This window comes from Bradyrhizobium sp. AZCC 1693 (assembly GCF_036924745.1).
GTDB lineage: Bacteria > Pseudomonadota > Alphaproteobacteria > Rhizobiales > Xanthobacteraceae > Bradyrhizobium.
In genome coordinates, this window is record NZ_JAZHSD010000001.1 from 6,219,431 (window position 1) to 6,241,579 (window position 22,149).

The 22,149-nt window shown below is 60.6% G+C and carries 22 protein-coding genes, 1 tRNA gene and 1 pseudogene; 13 read left to right on the forward strand and 11 right to left on the reverse strand.

Annotated elements, in window-relative coordinates:
- Positions 1-342: 342 nt before the first annotated feature.
- Complete coding sequence (locus V1293_RS29485) at positions 343-750, forward strand: hypothetical protein (RefSeq protein ID WP_334514436.1); 408 nt, start codon at positions 343-345, stop codon at positions 748-750.
- Positions 751-779: 29 nt separating this feature from the next.
- Positions 780-962, forward strand: a complete 183-nt coding sequence (locus V1293_RS29490) for a hypothetical protein (RefSeq protein WP_334514438.1) — start codon at positions 780-782, stop codon at positions 960-962.
- A 7-nt stretch (positions 963-969) separates the two neighbouring features.
- On the opposite strand, the gene V1293_RS29495 is transcribed toward V1293_RS29490, so the two are convergent.
- Positions 970-1,857, reverse strand: a complete 888-nt coding sequence (locus V1293_RS29495; protein ID WP_334514439.1) for an N-formylglutamate amidohydrolase — start codon at positions 1,855-1,857, stop codon at positions 970-972.
- A gap of 321 nt (positions 1,858-2,178) precedes the next feature.
- On the opposite strand from V1293_RS29495, the gene cpdR reads away from it, so the two are divergent.
- Both cpdR and V1293_RS29505 read left to right on the forward strand, forming a co-directional pair.
- On the forward strand, positions 2,179-2,538 hold the full coding sequence (cpdR, locus tag V1293_RS29500) for a cell cycle two-component system response regulator CpdR (protein WP_057852005.1): 360 nt from the start codon (positions 2,179-2,181) through the stop codon (positions 2,536-2,538).
- A gap of 136 nt (positions 2,539-2,674) precedes the next feature.
- A tRNA-Val gene (locus tag V1293_RS29505) sits at positions 2,675-2,749 on the forward strand.
- A 167-nt stretch (positions 2,750-2,916) separates the two neighbouring features.
- Here the strand turns inward: V1293_RS29505 and V1293_RS29510 are convergent.
- The 5 genes and pseudogenes from V1293_RS29510 to V1293_RS29530 all read right to left on the reverse strand — a co-directional run.
- On the reverse strand, positions 2,917-4,683 hold the full coding sequence (locus V1293_RS29510) for an adenylate/guanylate cyclase domain-containing protein (RefSeq protein ID WP_334514444.1): 1,767 nt from the start codon (positions 4,681-4,683) through the stop codon (positions 2,917-2,919).
- Positions 4,684-4,795: 112 nt separating this feature from the next.
- Positions 4,796-6,937, reverse strand: coding sequence for a glucans biosynthesis glucosyltransferase MdoH (mdoH, locus tag V1293_RS29515; protein WP_334514445.1), 2,142 nt, complete (start codon positions 6,935-6,937; stop codon positions 4,796-4,798).
- The gene (locus tag V1293_RS29520; RefSeq protein ID WP_334514447.1) at positions 6,925-8,433 is read right to left on the reverse strand and encodes a glucan biosynthesis protein G; all 1,509 of its coding nucleotides are present in this window, start codon (positions 8,431-8,433) and stop codon (positions 6,925-6,927) included. The genes mdoH and V1293_RS29520 overlap by 13 nt, the downstream gene beginning before the upstream one ends.
- A 122-nt stretch (positions 8,434-8,555) precedes the next feature.
- A complete protein-coding gene (locus tag V1293_RS29525) occupies positions 8,556-9,026 on the reverse strand; it encodes a hypothetical protein (protein WP_334514450.1) in 471 nt (156 codons plus the stop codon).
- 66 nt (positions 9,027-9,092) lie between these two features.
- Positions 9,093-9,323: pseudogene (locus V1293_RS29530) on the reverse strand (FAD-binding protein); the annotation flags it as partial.
- Between the two features lie 46 nt (positions 9,324-9,369).
- Here V1293_RS29530 and V1293_RS29535 point away from each other — a divergent pair.
- On the forward strand, positions 9,370-11,535 hold the full coding sequence (locus tag V1293_RS29535; RefSeq protein ID WP_334514453.1) for a KAP family P-loop NTPase fold protein: 2,166 nt from the start codon (positions 9,370-9,372) through the stop codon (positions 11,533-11,535).
- 80 nt (positions 11,536-11,615) lie between these two features.
- Here V1293_RS29535 and V1293_RS29540 read toward each other — a convergent pair whose 3' ends face one another.
- The 4 genes from V1293_RS29540 to V1293_RS29555 form a co-directional block, all read right to left on the reverse strand.
- Positions 11,616-13,325, reverse strand: a complete 1,710-nt coding sequence (locus V1293_RS29540; RefSeq protein WP_334514455.1) for an FAD-dependent oxidoreductase — start codon at positions 13,323-13,325, stop codon at positions 11,616-11,618.
- Positions 13,326-13,619: 294 nt separating this feature from the next.
- Positions 13,620-14,138 carry a hypothetical protein gene (locus V1293_RS29545; RefSeq protein WP_334358061.1) on the reverse strand — a complete coding sequence of 173 codons (519 nt, stop codon included), beginning with the start codon at positions 14,136-14,138 and terminating at the stop codon, positions 13,620-13,622.
- Positions 14,139-14,156: 18 nt separating this feature from the next.
- Positions 14,157-15,128 (reverse strand): hypothetical protein, encoded by a 972-nt coding sequence (locus V1293_RS29550; RefSeq protein WP_334514457.1) that lies wholly within the window; start codon positions 15,126-15,128, stop codon positions 14,157-14,159.
- A 269-nt stretch (positions 15,129-15,397) separates the two neighbouring features.
- Complete coding sequence (locus tag V1293_RS29555) at positions 15,398-15,754, reverse strand: hypothetical protein (RefSeq protein ID WP_334514459.1); 357 nt, start codon at positions 15,752-15,754, stop codon at positions 15,398-15,400.
- Positions 15,755-15,840: 86 nt separating this feature from the next.
- On the opposite strand from V1293_RS29555, the gene V1293_RS29560 reads away from it, so the two are divergent.
- The 4 genes from V1293_RS29560 to V1293_RS29575 all read left to right on the forward strand — a co-directional run bounded on the left by V1293_RS29560 (position 15,841) and on the right by V1293_RS29575 (position 19,096).
- Positions 15,841-16,917, forward strand: a complete 1,077-nt coding sequence (locus tag V1293_RS29560; protein ID WP_334514461.1) for an amidohydrolase family protein — start codon at positions 15,841-15,843, stop codon at positions 16,915-16,917.
- Positions 16,918-16,941: 24 nt separating this feature from the next.
- Positions 16,942-18,054, forward strand: coding sequence for an amidohydrolase family protein (locus V1293_RS29565; protein WP_334514463.1), 1,113 nt, complete (start codon positions 16,942-16,944; stop codon positions 18,052-18,054).
- Between the two features lie 17 nt (positions 18,055-18,071).
- Positions 18,072-18,485, forward strand: a complete 414-nt coding sequence (locus tag V1293_RS29570; protein WP_334514465.1) for a Rieske (2Fe-2S) protein — start codon at positions 18,072-18,074, stop codon at positions 18,483-18,485.
- Positions 18,486-18,580: 95 nt separating this feature from the next.
- Positions 18,581-19,096 carry a hypothetical protein gene (locus V1293_RS29575; protein WP_334514467.1) on the forward strand — a complete coding sequence of 172 codons (516 nt, stop codon included), beginning with the start codon at positions 18,581-18,583 and terminating at the stop codon, positions 19,094-19,096.
- Between the two features lie 21 nt (positions 19,097-19,117).
- Here the strand turns inward: V1293_RS29575 and V1293_RS29580 are convergent, their stop codons facing one another.
- Positions 19,118-19,726, reverse strand: a complete 609-nt coding sequence (locus V1293_RS29580) for a TetR/AcrR family transcriptional regulator (protein WP_334514469.1) — start codon at positions 19,724-19,726, stop codon at positions 19,118-19,120.
- 104 nt (positions 19,727-19,830) lie between these two features.
- Here V1293_RS29580 and V1293_RS29585 point away from each other — a divergent pair, with 104 nt between their 5' ends.
- From V1293_RS29585 to V1293_RS29600, 4 genes are all read left to right on the forward strand, one after another.
- Positions 19,831-20,526, forward strand: a complete 696-nt coding sequence (locus V1293_RS29585; RefSeq protein WP_334514471.1) for a PspA/IM30 family protein — start codon at positions 19,831-19,833, stop codon at positions 20,524-20,526.
- 44 nt (positions 20,527-20,570) lie between these two features.
- Entirely contained in the window at positions 20,571-20,846 is a 276-nt protein-coding gene (locus tag V1293_RS29590) for a YiaA/YiaB family inner membrane protein (protein ID WP_247781242.1), read from the forward strand.
- A 104-nt stretch (positions 20,847-20,950) separates the two neighbouring features.
- A complete protein-coding gene (locus V1293_RS29595; protein ID WP_334514473.1) occupies positions 20,951-21,430 on the forward strand; it encodes a hypothetical protein in 480 nt (159 codons plus the stop codon).
- Positions 21,431-21,730: 300 nt separating this feature from the next.
- Positions 21,731-22,006 carry a YiaA/YiaB family inner membrane protein gene (locus V1293_RS29600; RefSeq protein ID WP_334514475.1) on the forward strand — a complete coding sequence of 92 codons (276 nt, stop codon included), beginning with the start codon at positions 21,731-21,733 and terminating at the stop codon, positions 22,004-22,006.
- The last annotated feature ends 143 nt before the right edge of the window (positions 22,007-22,149 follow it).

The window sequence follows — 22,149 nt, forward strand, 5'->3', positions numbered from 1 at the left end:
TGCAAGTTATTGATTTTACTTATTTAAATCTCATGCGTCGGAAGTGTTGCCGATCCGCCAGCCTGTTCCACATTGGACCGGAACTATCCCGAAAACCCTTGCGTTTTGTGCAGCGCGGCCGCATATTGTTGCGGTGCGGTAGGGCCTCGCCCTATCGCTGCCCTCCTTGGGCGTTTCCTCCCTAGACTTGGGCCGCTTGTTCATTCAAGCGGCCCTTTTTTCTTTGGCCCTTCAGTATTCGCGCCCGAGCAAAAGCTAAAGATCGCAGTCGCGGCTCAATCATCTGCAAAGAAGATTCCGATTAGCCTGCCTGAGCGTTTCATCGCCAATTGCCGGTGTCCCTTGGCTGCCCAGACGAAATTAGTTCCTTCGGTATTAAAGACCATCGGACTTGCGGTGGGGCTGCTGCTGCTCGCTCTCGCATCGCCTTACCTTATACTGATCGGACACTTCATTGCTTGGGGTACCTACTACACCTTCGTGCCGGTCCATTCGGCAAGCTACCGCGTTCCCGGGACTGATACGACTGTCAAACTAGAGCTGTGGTCGACGACCGGTGACGGCGATAGCGGGAGGTATTTGACGCTGACCTCGTCACGCGGCAGCGTCAAATATAATATGCCAGGCTTCGATTGGGCCCACCGGGCTCGCACGAGCCTCTATCTTGCAGGTGATGAAAATATCTTGCAGGTGATGAAAATCTCGCCGTGCTGGGGCCGGACGATGACATCCTCATCAGCAACGAGTTAAAGATTTCCCGCGCGTTCAGAGTCCCCTCCGTGGACTGGATTTATCTTGGCGCCTTCGATTTCGTTCCGCCGGCAGTTCAGGGGCACGACAGGGATTTGGGTTTCGTTCCTGCAGGCGGGCAAAACGAACAAAAAGAGTGCATTCCGACTTATCGCGACGAGCGTTATGATTTCGAGCCCCGAAACAGCGCGCGACAGAACCGCTGTCCTTGAACGAGGTCTACTCCGCCGCCGCCTGGAACGGGCCGAGATCCCCGAGTGGCACCTGCGCCAGCGCTTCCGCCAGCGCGGCGAAATCGGCGGCCATTTGCGCAAAGCGGGGGCTGCGCTCGCGCCGCCGCTCATCCATATAGATCGCGCGGTTGAGCTCAAGCTGGACAGTGTGCAATCCGCTGGCCGGGTTGCCATAGTGCTCGGTGATGAAGCCGCCGGCATAGGGCTTGTTGCGGCCGATCGAATAGCCGAGCCCGCTCATGATCTGCTCGACGACATCGGGCAGCAGGCTGGCGCAACTGGTGCCGTAGCGGTCGCCGATCACGATGTCGGGGCGCCGCGGCTCGTCGCGCGACACGCCCACCGACGGCATCGAATGGCAATCCACCAGGATCACGGTTCCGAACGCCTGATGGGCCTTGTTGATCAGCCGCCGCAGCGCCCGGTGATACGGCTTGTAGAGCGCCTCGATCCGCCCCAGCGCGTCGTCGACGGAAAGCCGCTCGCGATAGATTTCCTGCCCGTCGCCGACCACGCGCGGGATGGTGCCGAGGCCGCCGGCAACCCGCATCGAGCGGGTGTTGGCAAAGCTCGGCAGGCGGCCGGTGAACATCCGCGGATCGAGCTCATAGGGCTCGCGGTTCACGTCGACATAGGAGCGGGGGAAATTGACCCGCACCGTCGGAAAGCCCCGTTCGCTCAGGTTTCCGATCAATTCGTCCATGAACGAATCCTCGGAGCGGCGCAGCGCGGCGAGGTCGATCCGGGAGGCGTTGAGAAATTCGAGCGGATAGACCGAGCCGGAATGGGGCGAGTTGAAGATGATCGGCGCCCGCCAATGCGCCGGCTCCACGATCTCGAACGGGGGCGACAGCTCGCCATCAAACTGGGTCATCGTCGGGCGCCGTCCCTTGAATTTCCGCATTCCCTTCGGGCCGATCGATCACGCGACCGATTCCGCCTAAGGGCAGGGCTTTGTAAGGATGTATTGTCCGTAATCGTAATCATTCTGCCAAGCGAAAAAAGCCGCCGAACTACCGGAAGGTATCGCAAACGCCCGAAAAGCGCCGCCTTGATCGATCTTGGTACATTCCGCTACGGAAAATAGCGCCGCCTGCCAATCGCCAAGACGCCGTTACCTTTTAACTGAAATTTACCCTCTGTCGGGCTTAGTGGGCGGAATGATCCTCCAAGCCGGAAGCGACGACCGACCGCCATGCACAAGATCCTGCTCGCCGAAGACGACAACGACATGCGCCGCTTCTTGGTCAAGGCGCTGGAAAACGCCGGGTTTCAGGTCTCGCCGCACGACAACGGCATGTCGGCCTATCAGCGGCTGCGCGAGGAGCCGTTCGAGATGCTGCTCACCGATATCGTGATGCCCGAAATGGACGGCATCGAGCTGGCGCGCCGCGCCTCGGAACTCGACCCCGACATCAAGATCATGTTCATCACCGGTTTTGCCGCCGTCGCCCTGAATTCCGATTCGGATGCGCCCAAGAACGCCAAGGTGCTGGCCAAGCCGGTTCACCTCCGCGAACTGGTCAGCGAAGTGAACAAGATGCTGGCGGCCTGATTCGGCCTCGATTTCGCGCTGAATCACGTCAGAAATTACTGCCAAGCGTCCTTGCGGGGGCGCTTTGGAGCCGATATACGGACCCCACCCGATACGAATAAGGCTGGAGCGGGATGATTTGGTCATCCCATTTCCAGGGCGCGTAGCTCAGCGGGAGAGCACTACCTTGACATGGTAGGGGTCACAGGTTCGATCCCTGTCGCGCCCACCAGCCTTCGCTTGCTTCGCAAGCTACGGCTCGGCAAGCCAAACCGAACTCTATCGTAGCGAAGCAAGCGAAGGCTGCCGCGGCGCAGCCCGAAGGGCGAAGCCGGGCTGCTCAATCGCAAGCTACGGCTCGGCAAGCCACGACAACTCAGCCAATACGATCGCAAAACCTCACACCGGTAGCCCGGCCTTGATTAGTCCGGTCTCATGGCGCTGGCGATCGACATCGTGCTTGTAGTGTTGCGTGGCGAGATAGCTCGTCACGGAGAAAGTCGGCTCGAGCTTCACCACTTCGGCGGCATGGGCCGCGGCGGCGACGGCGTCGCCCATTTGCGCGAAGATGGCGGCGAGAAAGGCATGATGCGTGAAGTCGGGCCGCGTGATCCGCGCGAAGGCCTCGGCGGCATCGGCGTATTTCTCGGCGCAGTAGAGGGCGCGGCCGAGGTGGTTCCAAAAACGCTCGGGATGATACGGGTTAAGGCGCATCGCCTTTCTGATCCAGTCGATGCCTTCCTCGGGCCGGCCCAGCCAGGTCAGAAACTCGCCTTGCTGTACCACCACAAGGTCGTAATTGGGATTGAGGGCCAGCGCACGCTCCTGGTGATATGCGGCGCTGTCGTGATCGTCGCGGGTCAGGTTCACCGCGGCCAGGATGCGGTGCACGTCGCTGTCGTTATCGTCGAGCGCCAGCGCAAGCTGCAACTCGGCAGCCACCTGTTGGAAGGTGGCGTCGCGATCCGCGCACCAGCCATAGACCCATGTCTGACCCAGCACGCACGCCTTCCAGGCATGGGCATGCGCATAATCCGGATCGAGCGCGATGGCGCGGTCGAGCAGGGCCTGCGCCTCGGCGTTGGCGTCTCGCTGGGAGCGGTGGTGCAGCACTTTGGCGGCGAGCACGTACTCATAGGCCGCCATGTTGTCGGTTCGCTTGCGCTTCACGCGCTCATGCGTGGCTGCCTCGACGCGGCCGGGGAGGGTGGCAACGATCGCGCCGGTCACTTCGTCCTGAATGGCGAAGATGTCCTCGAGTTTGCGGTCATAGCGTTCCGCCCACACGTGCCGGTCGGTTTGTGCGTCGATCAGCTGCACGGTGACGCGGACGCGATCGCCGACCTTGCGCACGCTTCCCTCGAGCACGTATTCGACGTCGAGCTCGCGGGCAATTTCCTGCACCTTCACCGCCTTGCCCTTGTGTACGAAGGTCGAGTTGCGCGAGATGACGAGAAGATCGCGGAAGCGTGACAGCTCGGTGATGATGTCCTCGGTGAGGCCGTCGGCAAAGAACTCCTGCTCGGGATCGCCGCTCATGTTGACCAGCGGCAGCACCGCGATGGACGGCTTCCTGGTCGTGATTGTCGCCGCCGCGCCGTCCTTGCCGCTCATCGGCGTCTCGGCTGCTTCCGGCTCGAAGCGCACCCGAAAAACGTGGATCGGGCGGGTGATGTTCTTGACGTTCTGGTTGCCGAGATCCTCGAAGGCAATGTCGTCGAGCCGGTCGCCGACCTGGTCGCGCACGGCGGCCGAGACGCAAATGCCGCCGGGATCGGCGAGCACTTCGAGACGCGCGGCGACGTTGACGCCATCGCCGAAAATATCGTTCTCCTCGATGATGATATCGCCCAGATTGATGCCGATGCGGAACTGGATCCACCGCGCCGGCGACACATCGGCATTGCGCCGCGCCATCCGCCGCTGCACCTCGGCCGCGCACGACACCGCGTCAACGACGCTGTGGAACTCCACCAGCATGCCGTCGCCGGTGGTCTTGATGATGCGGCCCCGGTTCTTGGCAATCGAGGGGTCAATGAGCTCAAGCCGGTGGGTCTTGAGGCGGGCAAGCGTCCCCGCCTCGTCGACCTCCATCAGCCGGCTATAGCCGACCATGTCGGCGGCAAGGACCGCAGCGAGCCTTCGCTCGGGTCCGGGCGCTTCCATTTTCCGCCTCGCTGAGCGGCAGTCTAGCAGATTTGACGCATGGGCCAAGGATGCATCCGGGGTTATGGCAGCTGCAGTTCAACCTCAAGCATTAGGAAGACAGGTCCTGCAATTACACCGGATCTGGCAGCGCGAGCAGAGCGGCGAGAACCGCAGGCGACTTGAGCACCGCGAACTTCTCTCGCGCGCTGAGAAAGCCCGCGGCCTCCTCGAAGGTTTCAGCATCTTCGATTTTTGCACGTGCAATCGCGAGATGCGGATCGACCTCACCGCGCTTTCGTAGCCGTTGTTCGGAAAGATTGTTGAGATGCGCTTCGCGCAGCGCGGCATCGCGGCGCAACTCGTGCAGCGGACAGTCGAGCGGCGAATGCGGCGCGCTGCCCAGCTCATTGGCCCTTGTCAGTACCGGTGGCGGCGCGGTCTGCTCCGGGGTTTTGAACAGTCCGGGCCTGCGGTTCGGGCCCGACGATGACGACAAGATTGCGATCGGAATGGAAAGCAGCAGGCCGAGAATCACCGGCGTCATCCAGAGCAGCAAGGGCAGCGAGACGGCATAGGCGGCCACCGCCATGGCGATCCCGACCAATGTCGGCACCGCATAGGTGTTGACCGTGTCACGGTGCGAGACTGCGCCGTCGTCGCGGCGCTGAACCTGCCATCCGGCGTCGCGCCCGAACAGGATTTCGCCGACGGCGGACGACTGGAAGATCATCATGACAGGCGCGGTCAGGCCCGAAAGAACCGTCTCGGCGATGATGCCCGCGAACACAACGAGGCCGCCGCCGAACTTCCTTCGCGCGTCGCTATTTCCAAGCAGCACGGCGAAGGCCAGCAGCTTCGGCGCGATCAGCATACCCATCGTGCCTGCGAACACCCAGGCCGCCAGGACCGGATCCTGTGCCGGCCAGGTCGGAAATAGCGAATATCCCTTCGGGAAATATTCGGGTCGGACGAACTGCGCCTGCAGCGAAACCAGCACGCCGAACACGAGAAAAATCAGCCAGAGCGGCGCGGTGAGATACGATCCGATTCCCGTCAGCAGATGAAGCCGCGACACCCAGTGAAAGCCGCGGGTCAGCAGCAGCGCCAGATGCTGCAGATTCCCTTGGCACCAGCGCCGGTCACGGGCGGCGAAATCCGATAGCGTGGGCGGAGATTCCTCGTAACTGCCACGAAGCGTCGGCGCCATGTGGATCGCCCAGCCGCCGCGCCGCATCAATGCCGCCTCGATGAAGTCGTGGCTCATAATGTGTCCGCCGAACGGCTTGCGTCCCCTGAGTTCGGGCAGCCCGGCATATTGCGCAAAGGCGCGGACGCGAATGATGGCGTTATGGCCCCAGTAATTGCCTTCGGAGCCGTGCCACCACGCGATCCCCGCCGCCAGCATCGGGCCGTATAATCGCCCGGCGAATTGCTGCCAGCGCGCGAACAGCGATCTCGCATTGACGATGACAGGCAGCGTCTGAATCAGCGCATCCTTCGGATGCGCCTCCATGGCGGCAACGAGGCGAATGATGCTGTCGCCGGTCATCAGACTGTCGGCGTCCAGGATCAGCATGCTCTCATAGTTGGCGCCGAAACGCCTGACCCATTCCTCGATATTGCCCGACTTGCGCGCGATGTTCTCAGGACGGTGGCGATAGAAGATCGCGGCGGCGCTGCCGACGTCCTGTCGCAGCTTCAGAAAGCATTTTTCCTCGGCGATCCAGGTCGCGGGATCGGTGGTGTCGCTCAGCACGAACCAGTCGAACCGCGCGCCGTGTCCGGTTTCTTCGACCGATTCATAAATCGCGCGCAATCTCGCCAGCACGCGATAGGGATCCTCATTGTAGGTCGGCAGCAGCATCGCGGTGCGGCTATGGATTTCGGGTAGGGGAGCGCCGGCGTCGATGCCGAGCTCATCCTTTTTCCTGGTCATCAGCACGAAGAAGCCGGCAAGCGCCGACATGAAGGAGAAGGCGATCCATGCAAACAGCAGGACGAACAACACCAGGATGAGCGACTCCAGGACCGTGACACCGCCGACCTGAAGCACCCGGTACATCTCATAACAGCCCGCCACGGTCAGGATCGCAGTGCCGGTCAGGACGAAGCCGCGCCGGAACCACAGCGGCGCAAAGCGGGGTGAGGGCGGCGGCTCGAACCGCCGCAACGCCTGCACCGCCATATCTGTCGGCGATTCCGGGGGTAGGAAATCGTTCAGCGGGATATCGCCTGGTCCGGCCGCTCCGCCGGCTTTCGCTAAGGTATCCATCGATAGACCCAGACCTCCGATACCGCCTCGTTGTCCTGCATGAGCGATGCGCGGATTTCGACGGGGGTCTTTTCCTTCAAAAGCTCGAAGCTCAATCGCCAGCCGCCGGTCGCCGGATTTTGCTGGGTGACAATGTTCTGGATTTTTGCCTTCTCGGCCGTCACGACGCCGCGCAGGATTTTCGGATCAACCGATTTCAGCCGCTCGCCGGTCACGTCGAGTACGAAGATCGTTGCGTTGTCGCCTCTTGCGCCGATGCCGGTTCGGGAAAATCGCGCGAGCGAAGCGGGCTTCGGCGTATCCGGTCCCCAGTGCAAACGATAGGTGTAGGTGTGCTCGCCCTTGGCGGCCAAGGCGGCCTTGGGAAGCCAGAACGAGGCAATGTTGTCGTGAATCTCTTCCTTGGTGGGGATTTCGAGCAGCTTCACCGCGCCTTCGCCCCAATCGCCGATCGGCTCCGCCCACAGGCTCGGCCGGCGCTCGAAATTCGATTCCAGGTCCTGGTACGCGGCAAAATCCTTCTGACGCTGCATCAGCCCGAAGCCCCGCGGGTTGAGATCGGCAAACGAAGAGACTTGCAAATCCCTCGGATTATGCAGCGGCCGCCACAGCTCCTCTCCGCGGCCGTTGAAGACGGCAAGGCCATCCGAGTCGTGGACTGCTGGACGGAAGTCCTCGACGTCCTTGCGGTCGTTCGGTCCGAAGAAGAACATGCTGGTCATCGGTGCGAGGCCGGCATGATCCAGATCCACGCGCGGATAGATCGCCATTTCAACATCGAACACGGTGGTCTCGCCGGGCCGGATGGTGAAACGATAGGCCGCGGCGGCGCTCTCGCTGTCGAGCAGCGCGTGCACGACGATGGAATTGGCGCCCGCTGCCGGCTTTTCAATCCAGAACGTCTTGAAGAACGGGAATTCTTCGCCCTTGGCTTCGCCGGTGTTGATCGACAGGCCGCGCGCCGAAAGGCCGTATAATTGGCCCTTGGCCACTGCGCGGAAATAGCTTGCACCGAGAAAGACGCAGACCTCGTCATAATAGTCGGGCTTGTTGATCGGCGCATGCAGCCGGAAGCCGGCAAAGCCGAGATCCACCGCGGGGCCGGGCGGCGTGAGCTCGCCGAATGAAAACAGGTCGGGCTGGTAGGCGACGATCGACGCCTGGCCATTCTTCACTTCGAAGATGTCGACCCGGTTCTTGTAGAAGAACCCGCGATGGAAGAACTGCGCCTCGAAGGGAAGTTTTTCGCCACGCCAGAGCGCGCGCTCGGGCAAGAACCGGATCGCCCGATAATGGTCGTAGTCGATGTTAGCGAGATTGTCGGGCAGTTTCTCGCTCGGAGCCTTGTATGTCTTGCTTGCGAGATCGCGGGCCATTTGCCGGACGATGGATCGATCGAACGGCGCCGGCTGGGCGTGGGCGGTGGATAGAAGCCCGGGCGCTACTCCGGTTACCAACGGCAACGCGGAAGCAGCGAGGAAATCCCTGCGATTCACGAAACAACCTCGCGGTTACTGACAACGACCCTCCGGCAACGCAGTGCACGCGCGGCAGTTCCTCACTTCGGAACTGAGTTGCCGTTTTTACCCGATTGCCTAAAATCCCGTCACGGGCCGGGTTACCCTCGCAGCGTGTGGCTTATCCGCGTAACCACGCTGTCCCATTGGCGCTTTTCCGTGGCGGGATAGTTGATCAGCACGCAGTTCATGGTGCCGTTGCCGCGGTTGCAGCGGTTGTACCAGATCCGGTACTTGCGAATGCTGGATACGACAAAGAAATCAGACGTGATCCGCTTGTAGATGATGTCGGCAGGCGGGCGCTGCTTGGTCAGGAACGTGGCGGGCGAATCGTTCCCGGGATTGGGAACGGATTGCACCGTCAGGTCGGCGCGGCGGTCTTCGGTGAAAAACCGTCGCCCGGTTCCGCCCTCCGGCGCTCCAGCATCGCTGCTGAAGATCGAGACCGGCATGTCGATGCTGGTGCCGGTGCTCGGGATTACGTATCGCCGCCACTCGGTGTCGCCGGCAAAGGCGAGCGGCGGAAGGACGACCAGCAGGACGAGAGCAGCAGACAAGCGCGGCGCACGCATTGAACGATCTCCGGTTCGATTCGAGACAATCGAATCGAACGACGTTCGTTCCAGCTCGAGATATTTCTAGGGCGCAGCCTCTCCCGCGATGTGCTTCCCCGCGATATACCCGAATGTCAGCGCAGGGCCGAGCGTGATGCCGGCGCCGGGATAGTTGCCGCCCATGATGCTCGCCATGTCGTTGCCGGCCGCATAAAGGCCTGCAATCGGCTGGCCGTGTTGGTCCAGCGCACGCGCATGCTCGTCGGTTTTGATGCCGGCGTAGGTGCCGAGATCGCCGATCACCATCTTGACGAGCATAGAAGGAGACGTGCAGGTTAAAGGCGATCTAAGGAGCCTTTGGATGACCGATCACTTCAATGACAGTCCAATCGAGAGTTCACAAGACGATCAATATGGCGTGGCGCCGTTTGCGGAATCGATTGCGAAAAGTATTCTCAAGATCAAGAAACCCTACGGCACTACAATTGCACTTCACGGACCTTGGGGATCAGGCAAGAGCAGTGCGGTGAACCTGGTCAGGGCGGCCCTGAAAGCATCGGAGGATCGCAAGCTCGTCGTTTCAGATTTCAAGTGCTGGTGGTACCGTGGCGAGGAAGCGCTTGCATTAGCATTCCTGCAGAATCTTCACACGATCTTGAGGGACAGTCTCGGAGACAAGATCCGGGACATGATACCTGCATTGACACAGCGCATGCTTCAGGCGGGGCCAACCATTGGTCACGCCGTCTCGTTGGCGAGCGGTGCTCCTCTAGCAGGACTCATTTCTGGAGCTACGAAATTCGCCGCGACATTTTTTCCGAAGGGAGACACCGTCGAAAGGATCTTCCAGAAGCTTTCGAAGGTTCTGGCTGAACAGGACCGCCGCTTCCTTGTCGTAATTGACGATATCGACCGCCTTACTGCAGAGGAAGCAATTGCAATTTTTCGGCTAGTAAAGTCCGTAGGGCAGCTTCCAAATTTGGTTTACCTGCTCGTATTCGACCGTGACCTGGCTGAGAAAGCTGTTGCGCATAGGTATCCGTCAGAGGGCCCGCACTTCCTGGAGAAAATAGTTCAAACTAGCTTTGAACTGCCGGCGCCCCTCCAGGTCGATCTGAATAGCGCGCTGCTGATGTCTGTCGATCAAATTTGCGGGACGCCTCCCGAAAATCAGATCGTGAGGTTCATGAATCTGTTTTATGATGCCGTTGTTCCGTATATCAAGACACCTCGCCATGTGGTTCGCTTCAAGAATGCAATAAGCGTTACTTGGCCAGCGATTGCCAATGAAGTGAATCAAGCGGACTTCGTCACTCTAGAAACATTGCGTCTGTATGAGCCTGGTCTGTTCAAGTCCATTCGAGAAGGAAAGACTCGAGTATCCGGAACGCGCCAAGACGGAGATCCCGATCAGCGGAGCGATTCGCGGTTCGATTTGTTCGTTAGCGACGTGCCTGATCAGCGTAAACAGGTTGCAAGACTTGCTTTGCAACGCCTGTTTCCGCGCCTTGAGCAGATGGGCTATGGAAGTGATTGGATGCCTGCTTGGGATGCCGAGCGTCGCGTGTGCATCGAGACACATTTTGATACCTATTTTCGGTCGTCTCTAAGCGACGAGGCACTCTCTTCCGCGAAAATAGACGAACTGATCGAGAAGGCTGATGATGAAGTATTTATCTCCGAGGCGTTGAGAAATGCCGCCCGGACCTCTCGCAAGAGCGGAAGGTCCATGGTGCCCGTGTACTTCGACGAGCTAAATACGCATGCGAGCCGCATCGATGAATCAAAGGTTCGGTCCCTTATTGCGACACTGTTCAAGATTCACGACGATATTAACCTACGGCAGGATGCCGAGCGTGGATTGCTTCGAGTTGGTGACGCCGATCTCAGGCTTCACTGGCTGATAAGGCGGCTCACGCGAGATCGCTTCTCGATAGATGAACGCACCGAGATTTACGTGGCCGCTCTCAAGGGCGCTTGTTTAGGTTGGCTGGTTGAGTTCGTGATTTCGGCGAAGGACAATTATCGCGAGAGAGAGGGCGGTCCGCGACGTGAAGAAGACTGTCTGGTTGCTGAAACCGCGATTGATTCATTGCAGAGCGACGCGCTGGAGGCCATCCGCGCGGCGGCGAAGGATGGATCATTGCTGCATCATCCTGGCATAGTATCGATATTATATCGATGGAGGGATTTTCTTGGTGACGACCCGAGCGAACCTCGAGCGTGGACAGATGGCTTGCTTGGAAATGATGAAGCAGTTGTAATTCTTGCCCGAGCAATGACTGGTGAATCATATTCGGCTGGCATAGGTGGTATGGGTAGTCTTGGGGATCGTGTGTCGAAGAGTTCAAAGACGGTCGCGTTGGACGAAACGAGCGATATCATTGACGCAAATGCTTTTCGGCAGAGCTTGAAGCGTGTACTCAATAGTCAATCGATCGATGCTGCATCTGCGCAGGATGTGCGTACGTTTCTCAATGCGTGGGACCGCAAGCAAAGGCGAGGCAGGCAAAAGTCGCCACAATGATGGCTCCGATTGCTCTAGCCGATTGTTGTCGCCGGTCGCCTCTTCTACCGGTATCTATTCTGTACCGATCGAACTGACGCTTACGGATTTTCACTTGCGATGTGCTTGCCCGCGATATACCCAAACGTCAGCGCCGGTCCCAAGGTAATGCCGGCGCCGGGATAGTTGCCGCCCATGATGCTCGCCATGTCGTTGCCGGCCGCATAAAGGCCTGCAATCGGCTGGCCGTGTTCGTCCAGCGCCCGCGCGTGCTCGTCGGTCCTGATGCCGGCATAGGTGCCGAGATCGCCGATCACCATCTTGATCGCATAAAACGGCCCGTCCTTGATCGGCGCGACGCAGGGGTTCGGGCCGTGCAGCGCATCGCCCTGGTAGCGGTTGTAGGCGCGCGATCCCTTGCCAAATGATGGATCGCGGCCTTCTGCGGCCGAGGCGTTGAACTCGGCGATCGTGGCCTCGAGCCCTTGCCGGTCGATGCCGGTGCGGTCGGCGAGTTCGGCGAGCGTGGTGCCGCGCTTGAGATAGCCGGTCGCGAGATGATGGCGCAGCGGCATCGGAAACGGCGGCACGCATCCAAGGCCGTACTTTCGCAGCGCGCGGTGATCGCACAGGAGAAACGCCGTGATCTCTTCGCCGGGCTTTGCCGCCTTCACCATCGCCTGCACGAAGTCGTGGTACGAATTGCCTTCATTGGCGAAGCGCCTGCCGTCGCGCATCACGGCAATGACGCCGGGTTTGGCGCGGTCGATGAAATGCGGCATCACGCCCTTGCTGCCGTCCTTGCGCTCGGTGATCGAGACCGGCACCCAGGCCGCGGCGTTCGGCAAATTGTCCTCGATACGGCCACCCGCGGCCTCCGCCAATCGCAAGCCGTCACCGGTGTTGCCGACGGGACCCGGCGAGAAATGTTCGGTGCCATCGCCGGCGTGCGGGAACATCGCCTTGCGCCTTGCGACGTCGTGCGGGAAGCCGCCGCAGGCCAGCACGACGCCGCGCTTGGCATTGATGCGGACCAGCTTTCCATGGCGTTCGACGACCGCGCCGCGCACCGCGCCGTCCTCGACGATCAGTTCGTGCACCGGCGATGACAGCCACAGCGGTATCTTCAGGTCGAACGCCGACTTCGCCAGACGCCCAGCGAGCGCATTGCCGTTGGTCAGCGTCATGCCGCGGCCGTGGCGCATCACGTCGATGGCATGTTTCGACAGTCGCTTCGCCACATAGATCGCCGAGGTCAGCGATTTGGTGGCGCGCATGAAATGGATGATCTCCTTGCCGGAGCCCAGCATCATGCCGAACACCGTGAGTTCGGGCAGGGGACTGCCCAGAGCCTTGATGTGCTCGCCCAGTTCGCGGCCGTCGAACGGCCGCGTCACCATTGAGCGGCCACCCTGCGCGCCGCCCGGGGCTTCCGCATGATAATCCGGAAAGGTCAGCGGCATGTCGAAGCGCACCGCAGTCTTGCTGGTGAAAAAATCCACCGCTTCAGGACCGGCGGAGAGAAACGCATCGACGCGCGCGGCATCGAAACTGTTGCCGGCCTCGTAGCGCAGATAGGTTTTCGCCTGCTCCGGGCTTTCCTCGATGCCCCAGGCCTTTGCCAACGACGTGCCGGGAATCCAGAGCCAGCCGCCGGAGCGGGCGGTGGTGCCGCCAAAACGCGGCTCCTTCTCGACGATCAGAACCTTGAGGCCGTGATGTCCCGCCGTGACCGCCGCCGACATCCCGGCGCAGCCGGAGCCGACCACCAGCACATCGCATTCGTAAGTTTCTTGTTCGGTACCGGCCACGCGATCTCGCCTCGTTTCCATATTTTCTTCGGCGGACATTTGGATGGGGAAAGATTGACCTGTCAATCATGCGCGGTTGAGCAACCGGCGACATAGGTTAACACTTCTCCCCCTGTGGGAGAAGGTGGCGCGAAGCGCCGGATGAGGGGTTCTCTCCGCGGAGCGTCAGCGCAAGCCGAGCTGATCACTGCATCGTCGGCCGCGCGGCCTCGACCTCGATCCGCGCCGAACTTGCTGACTCCATCCGCGCAATGACCGTTCAAAGACAACAACGGACCGCGCGATATCATTTGTTTAGCCGCGTTCAAAGCGAATGTGCAGCGCGCCCTTCATCAAGGGATTTCCTTTGCAAAATTCTTCCCAAACCGAGTCAGCTGATCGATTTGGCCATAGATGGTTTAGCAGATGAATATGGGGCCCGCCTGCCCAGTGATTTCTGTGTCTAGCTTGGTCACGATTATCAAAATAGAAAAAATGCCATGCACGTTCGTTCCAAAACAAATGCCCGGAAAGCATCCGCCGTTCTTCGAACGTGGCGTAAACCTTGTTGGCTGTTCTTTGTGCGGCTGGCGTGAATCGACCGACACCGTTCGCTGCAAGCGCCGCAAGGTCTGAATCCGACAAGGTTAGATGTTCTGGAACAAATTGGCGATGGTGCGATGCGTGCAGGAATGGAGCTTCTGCTGATGACCGGCACCACATGATGAGGTCTGCAAGGTCTCGCTTACACACTGTCGAATCCCGGCAATGCTTCTTCAAATCACGCAGCTTATTGATCGTGAAGATTGCGAGGAGACTATCAATGCTGGACACGGGTCTAAGATCCCGCCGCTAATCGTCAAACCGATTGTCGCGAGGTATGTCGCCACGATTCGCTCGCTCGACAAGCTGGAGGAATTGCTTAATGGCCTCCTCCACGATGTCTTCATCCTTCAGAAGCTGTTGTTTCGTGTCGGCATCTGCCCATCGCAGATTGCGGTTGAAGTCGAGCTGCGGCCTAAAAGTGCGCCGCGATAGCTCGCGCGGCTCTCGCGTGTTGAAGTATCGTTCGCCCGGCAGGAAGAGGCGATTGCCTAGGCTACGCAGTCTTAGGTCGACATCTTCAATTACGTTTGTGAAATGCTGTGTCCAGTGCGCGTGAAGCGATATGCCACCATAACGAACAACGCACTCGCTATCCCGGATTTGCGCGTCGATTGTGTAGCTGATGCTGTCGCCGACCTCGCGCGCCTTTCGCACGATTTCGTTTAGCAGTGCATTCACCTGCGGTTTGGCTGTCTGATTGATGAACGGATAATCTCGGAAGAACCGCTTCTCGTCATCGCGCAGCTCAGCTTCTGCCCTAATCCGCTTTGCGATAATCAGCGGATTCGGCTTTGAGATTTCGCCACCGTTCTCTTGGACGCGCGCCTTGATGGCTCCGACAAGCTCCTCGATTGGGTAATCCTGATTGCTGAATCGGATGTGCGTGTTCGGTAACCAAACAGGCAGCGGGCTTGTCTTATCGAGAGTGACGAACAGCAGCGAATTCCATCCTTTCGCGAGGCATCGGTCCTTGATCGCCGTCTCTTCTACGCGCGTCCACGGTGTTTCACCCCACGGCTGGCGGAACAGGATGACTGCCACCCTCGATTCGAGAAACGGTGTGCGCATCGATTCGAGGCCGTCGGTCCCTGCAAGTTCTTCCTGCTGCCGGGGGAAGAAGAACAACTTGAGTGTCTGCTCCAGCCGCGCGTGAAGCTCAGCGGCAAACGGTTCATCCTTGGCGAGGAATGAAATCGCAACGTCTAGTGAGGGGTCCATAAAACACAACCACAGTAGCCGAATCGGGAGCCTATACGGTGGCACAATGCAGGGTAGTGCTACGAGGGATTGAGGCGTTTCTCCCGCTTATTCACAGAGGGGAGCAATGGCACCTCTCGCGGATCGGCGAGCGGTGGTCGATTCCGCTGTGCCAGCAACACGGTAGCTACTTTTTACACCAGCGATACACCAACGCACTTAGCCGTTGATATCACGCCATTATTTCGGACAAGCACTTTCCCACAAGGGGAAAAGGGAAGGGCACCGCCTCAATTTCCCGTCTCGAACGAGCAACTGGCGCCGCCGCCGGCCTTCAGCCTGATCGCGGCAGGATCGAGCGTGCAGTTGAGCTTCGAGAGGCTCTCTAACACCGAACCGGCGGCGCCGTCGGCGGGAACGCCGGCCATGGCTTCGGTCGCAAAGATTTCGCTGGCTCGCCGTCCGGTGATGGTTTGCCTGGCGCCGTTGAAGGTCAGTTCGCAGGAGCGGGCGGTGATGTCGACATTGCTGACGCGGCAGACGATCTTGTCCGCGGTGACGGATATTTTCTTCGCCAGCGGCGAATATTTCGTGTCGCGAACGGCTGGCCCGATGCGCTGTGCGGTTCGGGCAGGGCGGCCCCCCAAGTTATGCGCTTGCGCCGCTCTGGCATCGGCGGCACATTTGCTGGCGCGACACCAAGATCGCCGAGACGAAAACCCGAGGAAGCTCCATGGCGGCCACGCGGATCGACTGCGACATCCATCCCGCGGTGGGCGGAACCCGCACCACGCTGCTGCCCTATCTCGACGACCACTGGAAAGAGCAGGTGGTCAGCCGCGCCATCGACGGCCTCGATCTCAACTCCTATCCCCCCAACATGCCGTTCTCGGGCCGCGCCGACTGGCGGCCGGCCCATGGAAATTCGGGTAGTGGCAAGCCGGGCAGCGAACTTGCGATGGTGCAGCGCGGCGCGTTCGACCAGCTCGGTGCGAGCCACGCGATCTGCAACGTGGTCTACGGCGCGCAGGCGGTGTTCGATTCCTATATGGCAGCCGGCTTCTGCAAGGCGATCAACGACTGGATCGCGGCCGAATGGCTGTCGAAGGATTCAAGGCTGAGCGCCTCGATCGTGGTGCCGATGCAGGCGCCGGATCTGGCGGTGGAAGAAATCGAGCGGCGCGCCGGCGACCACCGCTTCGTCTCCGTGCTGGTGCTGGCGCAGGGCGAGACGCTGCTCGGCCGCCGGCATTACTGGCCGGTGTGGCAGGCGGCTGCAAAACACAAGCTCCCGGTCGCGATCCATGCCGGCAGCGCCTACCGCACTGCGCCGAGTTCGATCGGCTGGCCGTCCTATCGCTACGAATATTATCTGGCCGAAGCGCAGGCGTTTCAGGCCCAGATATTGAGCCTGATCTATGAAGGCGTGTTCGGCAAATTCCCTGATCTCAAGGTCGTGCTGATGGAGTCGGGCGTGAGCTGGCTGCCGGCCTTCATGTGGCGCGCCAACAAGACCTGGCGCGGGGTACGCGTCGAGGTGCCATGGGTCGAGCGCGAGCCGGCCTCGATCATCCGCGACCATATCCGCGTCACCATGCAGCCGTTCGACGGCCCGCCGGATGCCGCAGGGGTCGCCGACGTGATCGAACAGATCGGCTCCGACAAGATGTTCCTGTTCGCGTCGGACTATCCGCACTGGCAGTTCGACGGCGACGATCCGATGCCGCCGCATCTGCCGGCAAGTATCGTCTCGCGCATGTGTGCCGACAATCCGCTTGAAACCTTTCCGCGGCTGAAGCTCGCTGCGTGAACTACTACTTCCAAGGAGGATCGCATGAGTGACGTCATCGACCGCCCCATCCTCGCCGAGGAAGAAGCCGCCAAGAGCCGGCTGCGCATCATCGATTGCGATGTGCATCCGAGCATTCATGCGCACACCGACCTCGATCAGTTCCTGCCAAAACGTTGGCAGGCGCATTTGCGCACCTATGGCAGCCATCTGCGCACGCCCTATATCGGCACCACGCCCTATCCGCGCTCCTCACCGCTGATCGCGCGCCGCGACGCGTGGCCGCCGACCGGCGGGCCTCCGGGCTCCGATCTCGATTTCATGCGCAAGCAGCATCTCGATCCGCTCGACATCGAGTACGGCATTTTGCAGGTGCTCGATCTCTTCATCTTCTCGCAGCAGAATCTCGAGTTCGGCGCCGCGATCCAGCGCGCCATCAACGACTGGCAGCTCGCGTTCTGGTCCGATCGCGATCCGCGGCTGAAAGCCTCGATCCTCGCCGGTCAGGACGACACAGAGTTCGCGATCGCCGAGATCGAACGCTGCGCGAAGATCGGCCGCTATGTGCAGATCAATGTCTGCCCGCGCGCCAACGAGCCGCTCGGCCGCCGCCGCTACTGGCCGATCTACGCACGCGCGCAGGAGCTCGGCCTGCCGCTCGGCATCCACGTCGGCGGCTATGGCGGGCACGCGCCGACCGGCGGCGGCTGGCCGTCCTATTATGTCGAGGAGCACCAGTCGAACGCGCACACCATGGCGGCACAGCTCACCAGCCTCGTGCTCGAAGGCGTCCCTGAACGCTTCCCGAACTTGAAGATCGTATTCATCGAAGGCGGCTTCGGCTGGATCCCGTCGGCCACCTGGCGGATGGACCGGCATTTCGACGCCTTCCGCAGCGAAGTGCCGCATCTCAACCGGCGGCCTTCGGAATATGTGAAGGAGCATTTCTGGTTCACGACGCAGCCGATCGACGAGCCCGATGAAGGCAAGCATCTGCGCTCGCTGATCGAGTGGGTCGGCGCCGATCGCCTGCTGTTCTCGTCGGATTACCCGCACTGGGATTTCGACGACCCGCGCTTCGCCTTCAAGACGCCGCTGACCGAAACCGAGCGCCGCAAGATCTTCAACGGCAACGCGCGTGCGCTCTACAGGCTCTGATCGACGACAAGGATAACATGGCCCGCCACATCGTCGCCCGCACGTCTGAGATCCCGCCCGGCGGCAACAAGGTTTTCGGCGTCGAGGGCCGCGACATCGTCGTGTTCCACGTCAACGGCGAATTCTTCGCGCTGCTCAATCGCTGCCCGCACGAAGGCGCGCCGCTGGAAAAGGCCGCCTGCGTCGCGCGGCTGACGTCGCCGGAGCCCGGTGTCTACCAGCGCTCGCGCGTTGGCGAGCTCCTGCGCTGTCCGTGGCACGGCTGGGAGTTCGACATGCGCAACGGGCAATCGTATTTTGATCCGAAGCGCGTCAAGGTCCGCTCCTATCCGGTCGCGGTCGAAAGCGGCGAGGAACTGCAGAAAGGTCCCTACGTGGCCGAGACGTTTCCGGTCCATGTCGAGGACAATTACGTGATTGTGGAGGTGTAGCCGCACTGCATCTCGGAGAGCCGGCTGCAGCGCGACATATCGGCCCGCACCTCTGGCTGAACTCCTTTTCGCAGGAGGTGGATTTGACCCATCGCATGCTGTGCCTGCCGCCCTTGAAGATTCTCGCGTGGCTCGTCGGATTGCTGTGTCTATCGGCGGCGGGAGCCGACGTCGCGCATGCCTGCGCGTGCGATTCAATCTCGCCTGCCGAGGGCTTTGCACGCACTCAATACGTCTTCATCGGCAGGGTGATGGAAGTGAAAGGTCATACCTGGACCGTAGACGTCGATCGGGTCTGGAAGGGGGCCGACAAACTGGCCGCCCGCGTCAGGCTGCTGGACGTCTACAAGGATATGGATTGCGAGTTTTACTTCGAGCCGGGCCGCGCCTACCTCTTCTTTGCGATCGTGGCGAAGAGCAGTCGCTATGTGTTCTATCAACCCGAGGTGTGCAACTGGACCAGTGCATTGCGCTCCAAGCGTGTCGCCAGCGCGCACGGCGCGGTCTGGCTCGAAGATTTGATCGTGGAGAATTTTGGTCCTGGCGAGCGTCCGAGAGCCGAGGATCCATGGAAGCGCCTGCCCGAGCACGACCGCGACATTCCCGAGTGACCGCTACGCTATCTTCGAGATCTAATTAGGCTTCCCCGCCAGCCCATCGACCATCGCGCGCACGATGGACGCAATTTCCTTCCGCAACGCCTCGACCGGCACCGCGATCAACTTCTGTTCGAGCCCGAGCAGCACCATGCCGTGAGCGGCAGAGAACAGGCTGCGTGCCGTCACGCCGAGTTCGGCCGGCGTTCGCGCCGGAAACAGTTCGGCGAGCGGACGATAGATGTGGCGGAACAGATCCATCTGTTCGCTGATCGCCCATTCCGGAACGGGCTTGCCCGGCGCCATCCGGTGTTCGAACAGTGCGCGCCATAGTTCGAGATTTTCGGCGGCGAAATCGCAATAGGCGACCGCGATGCGAACCAGCGTTTCGCGGGGGGAGGCGGGGCCATTACTCTCGGCGGCTGTCAGCGCGGCGTCGAGCCGCCCGAGCGTCCGCGACCCCACCCGCAGGATGAGCTCGTCCATATCCTCGACGAGATTGTAGACCGCGCCGTTGGCGACGCCGATGACCCGCGCCAGCTCGCGCGTCTTCAGACCGGCCAATCCGCCCGCGGCGATGCTTCGCTCCGCTGCCAGGATCAGTTCTTCTCGGAATTTTGCTCGTCTTTCCAGTGCCTTAGACATTATTTACAAGTTTCTTGAGCGCTGCTCAAAATAGTTCTTGAGCAATGCTCACGTTGGTGCTACAGCTAATTTCTGAGCAATGCTCATAACACAGGGAGGTACCAATGTTCAAAACTGTTTTGACGCTCTTCCGGGGCAGCGTGGCTGCCGCGGGGGAAGAACTGGAAGACCGCTCGGCGCTTCTCATTCTCGACCAGCAGATGCGCGACGCGGCCGCGGCCGTCGAACGCTCCAAGCGCTCGCTGGCGCTGGCGATCGCAGGCGACCAGCAGGAGGGCCGTCGTCTCGACGCCACCAATGCCCGGATCGCCGATCTCGAAATCCGCGCCACCGCCGCGCTCGATGGCGGCCGGGAAGATCTCGCCCGCGAGGCGGCGCAGTCGATCGCCAATCTCGAAGCCGACCGCGACGCCGCAATGACCGCGCGAACCCTGTTCGCATCCGAAATCGCGCGCATGAAGCGGCAGGTCGCCAATGCCGAAGCCCGGATCACCGAGCTCGACCGCGGCCGTCGCATCGCCCGCGCCTCCGAAGCGGTGCGCGCGCTTCGCAGGGGCGGCATCGAAGCCGCGCGTCCCTACGAATCCACTCTGCCGGAAGCGGAAAACACGCTGAAGCGGCTGCGCGAACGGCAGATCGAGGCCCAGGCCGCCTCCGACGCCCTGATCGAACTCGATGCCGCCACCGGACCGCAGGCGACCGCCGAAAAGCTTGCCGAACAGGGCTTTGGGCCACGACTGAAATCAACCGCGGACGACGTGCTCGCGCGGCTGAACGCCAAACGCACGCAAGCTGCCTGAAACTGAACTTGATCGATTAAACCCATATCAAACAGGAGATTGTCATGAACCAGAACGTCCAACCCCACAGCGGTGCCTGGGTCACCTTTACTTACGTTTCGTTTTCCGCCTCGGCCTTCATGGTCGCCGTCGGCGTGTTCTTCCTGCCGCTCGATCTCTGGATCAAGGGCTATCTCGCGATGGGCATCGTGATGCTCGTCCAGTCCTGCGTCACCCTGACCAAGACTGTGCGCGACATGCACGAGAGCGGCAAGATGGTGAACCGCATCGAGGACGCCAAGGCGGAGCGGCTGCTGATGGAAGTCTCCAAGGCTGCTTGATTTCCAAGGCTGCCTAGTTCCAAGGCCGCGTAACCTGTGACGCGGTGCTGGCGAGGGCAGGCGGCGGATGTTTCGGCATCCGCCGTCTGTTTCGGCAGCCAGGCGTGATCGAGAAATTGCGGCAGTCCGGCTTCGCGTCGGAAGACTTAAAGGAAGGATCGAGTTCAATGAAACGACCCGTGGTGTTTCTTCTGCTGGGGCCTTCGCTGGTCGCGCTCGCGGTGTGGATGGTTGCTGCTGCCATCGCGGGCCGGATCGACGATAGCTTCGTTGGTATATGCGCAATAACGTCCTTTCTGCTCACCTTGCCTGTTTCGTCGATCACCGGGCTGATGGACGGGTATCTTGCACGGGGTCTGCCGGCGCTCTTGAGGGCATTCCTGACCGCAGCCTTCGGCATGACGATTGCCATCGGCCTGGTTCTCGCGTTGTTCACGCTGATATTCTCACAGACGGTGCCGCCAGAGATCGTGAATGTCGCAATCTATGCCGGCCTTTTCCTGCTGCTGCCGATGGGCGTGTGCTCGCTGTTGTCGAATGAGATCGACCGGCAAGGGCATTCGATTGAACCGGCCTGCGCGTGAAGAAGCGATGTGCGGACCGCGTAACCTGTGACGCGCGGAGCGAGCGCGGACGGCGGATGTCTCCGCGTTTGCCAGAAGACCTGACCCGCGACGATAGCCGTTCCCTGTCATGAATCATTTGACGTGGCCGCTAAATGCATCGTTTACCCTGTTGCAACCTAAAGGTGCTCTACTCATAGCTCCTTAACTGGCGCGGGCGCAAAAATCCCGGGCGGATGAGGTTGCGGCGCGGTTCCGTGAAATGCATAGTCCGTCTGAGATTGATATTTCATCGCATAATCTAATTTGCAGGATGGCGCCATGAATCAGAATATCCAGCATCATAGCAACGCCTGGGTCACCTTTACCTACGGTTCGTTCGGCGCCTCGGCCTTCCTGGTCGCGATCGGTGTCTACTTTCTCCCGGTCGACCTCTGGATCAAGGGCTATCTCGCGATGGGCATCGTGATGCTCATTCAGTCCTGCGTCACCCTGACCAAGACCGTGCGTGATGTGCATGAGAGCAGCCGGCTGGTAAACCGCATCGAAGATGCGAAGGCCGAGCGACTGCTGATGGAAGTTTCCAAAACTGCTTAGTTTCCAATGCTTAGTTTCCAAGGCCGCGTAACCTGTGGCGCGGTGCTGGCGAAGTCAGGCGGCGGATGCTTCGGCATTCGCCGTTTGCCTGCCTTGCAGAATGTTTGACCTCACCAACACATCGTTTACCCTCCTGCCACCGT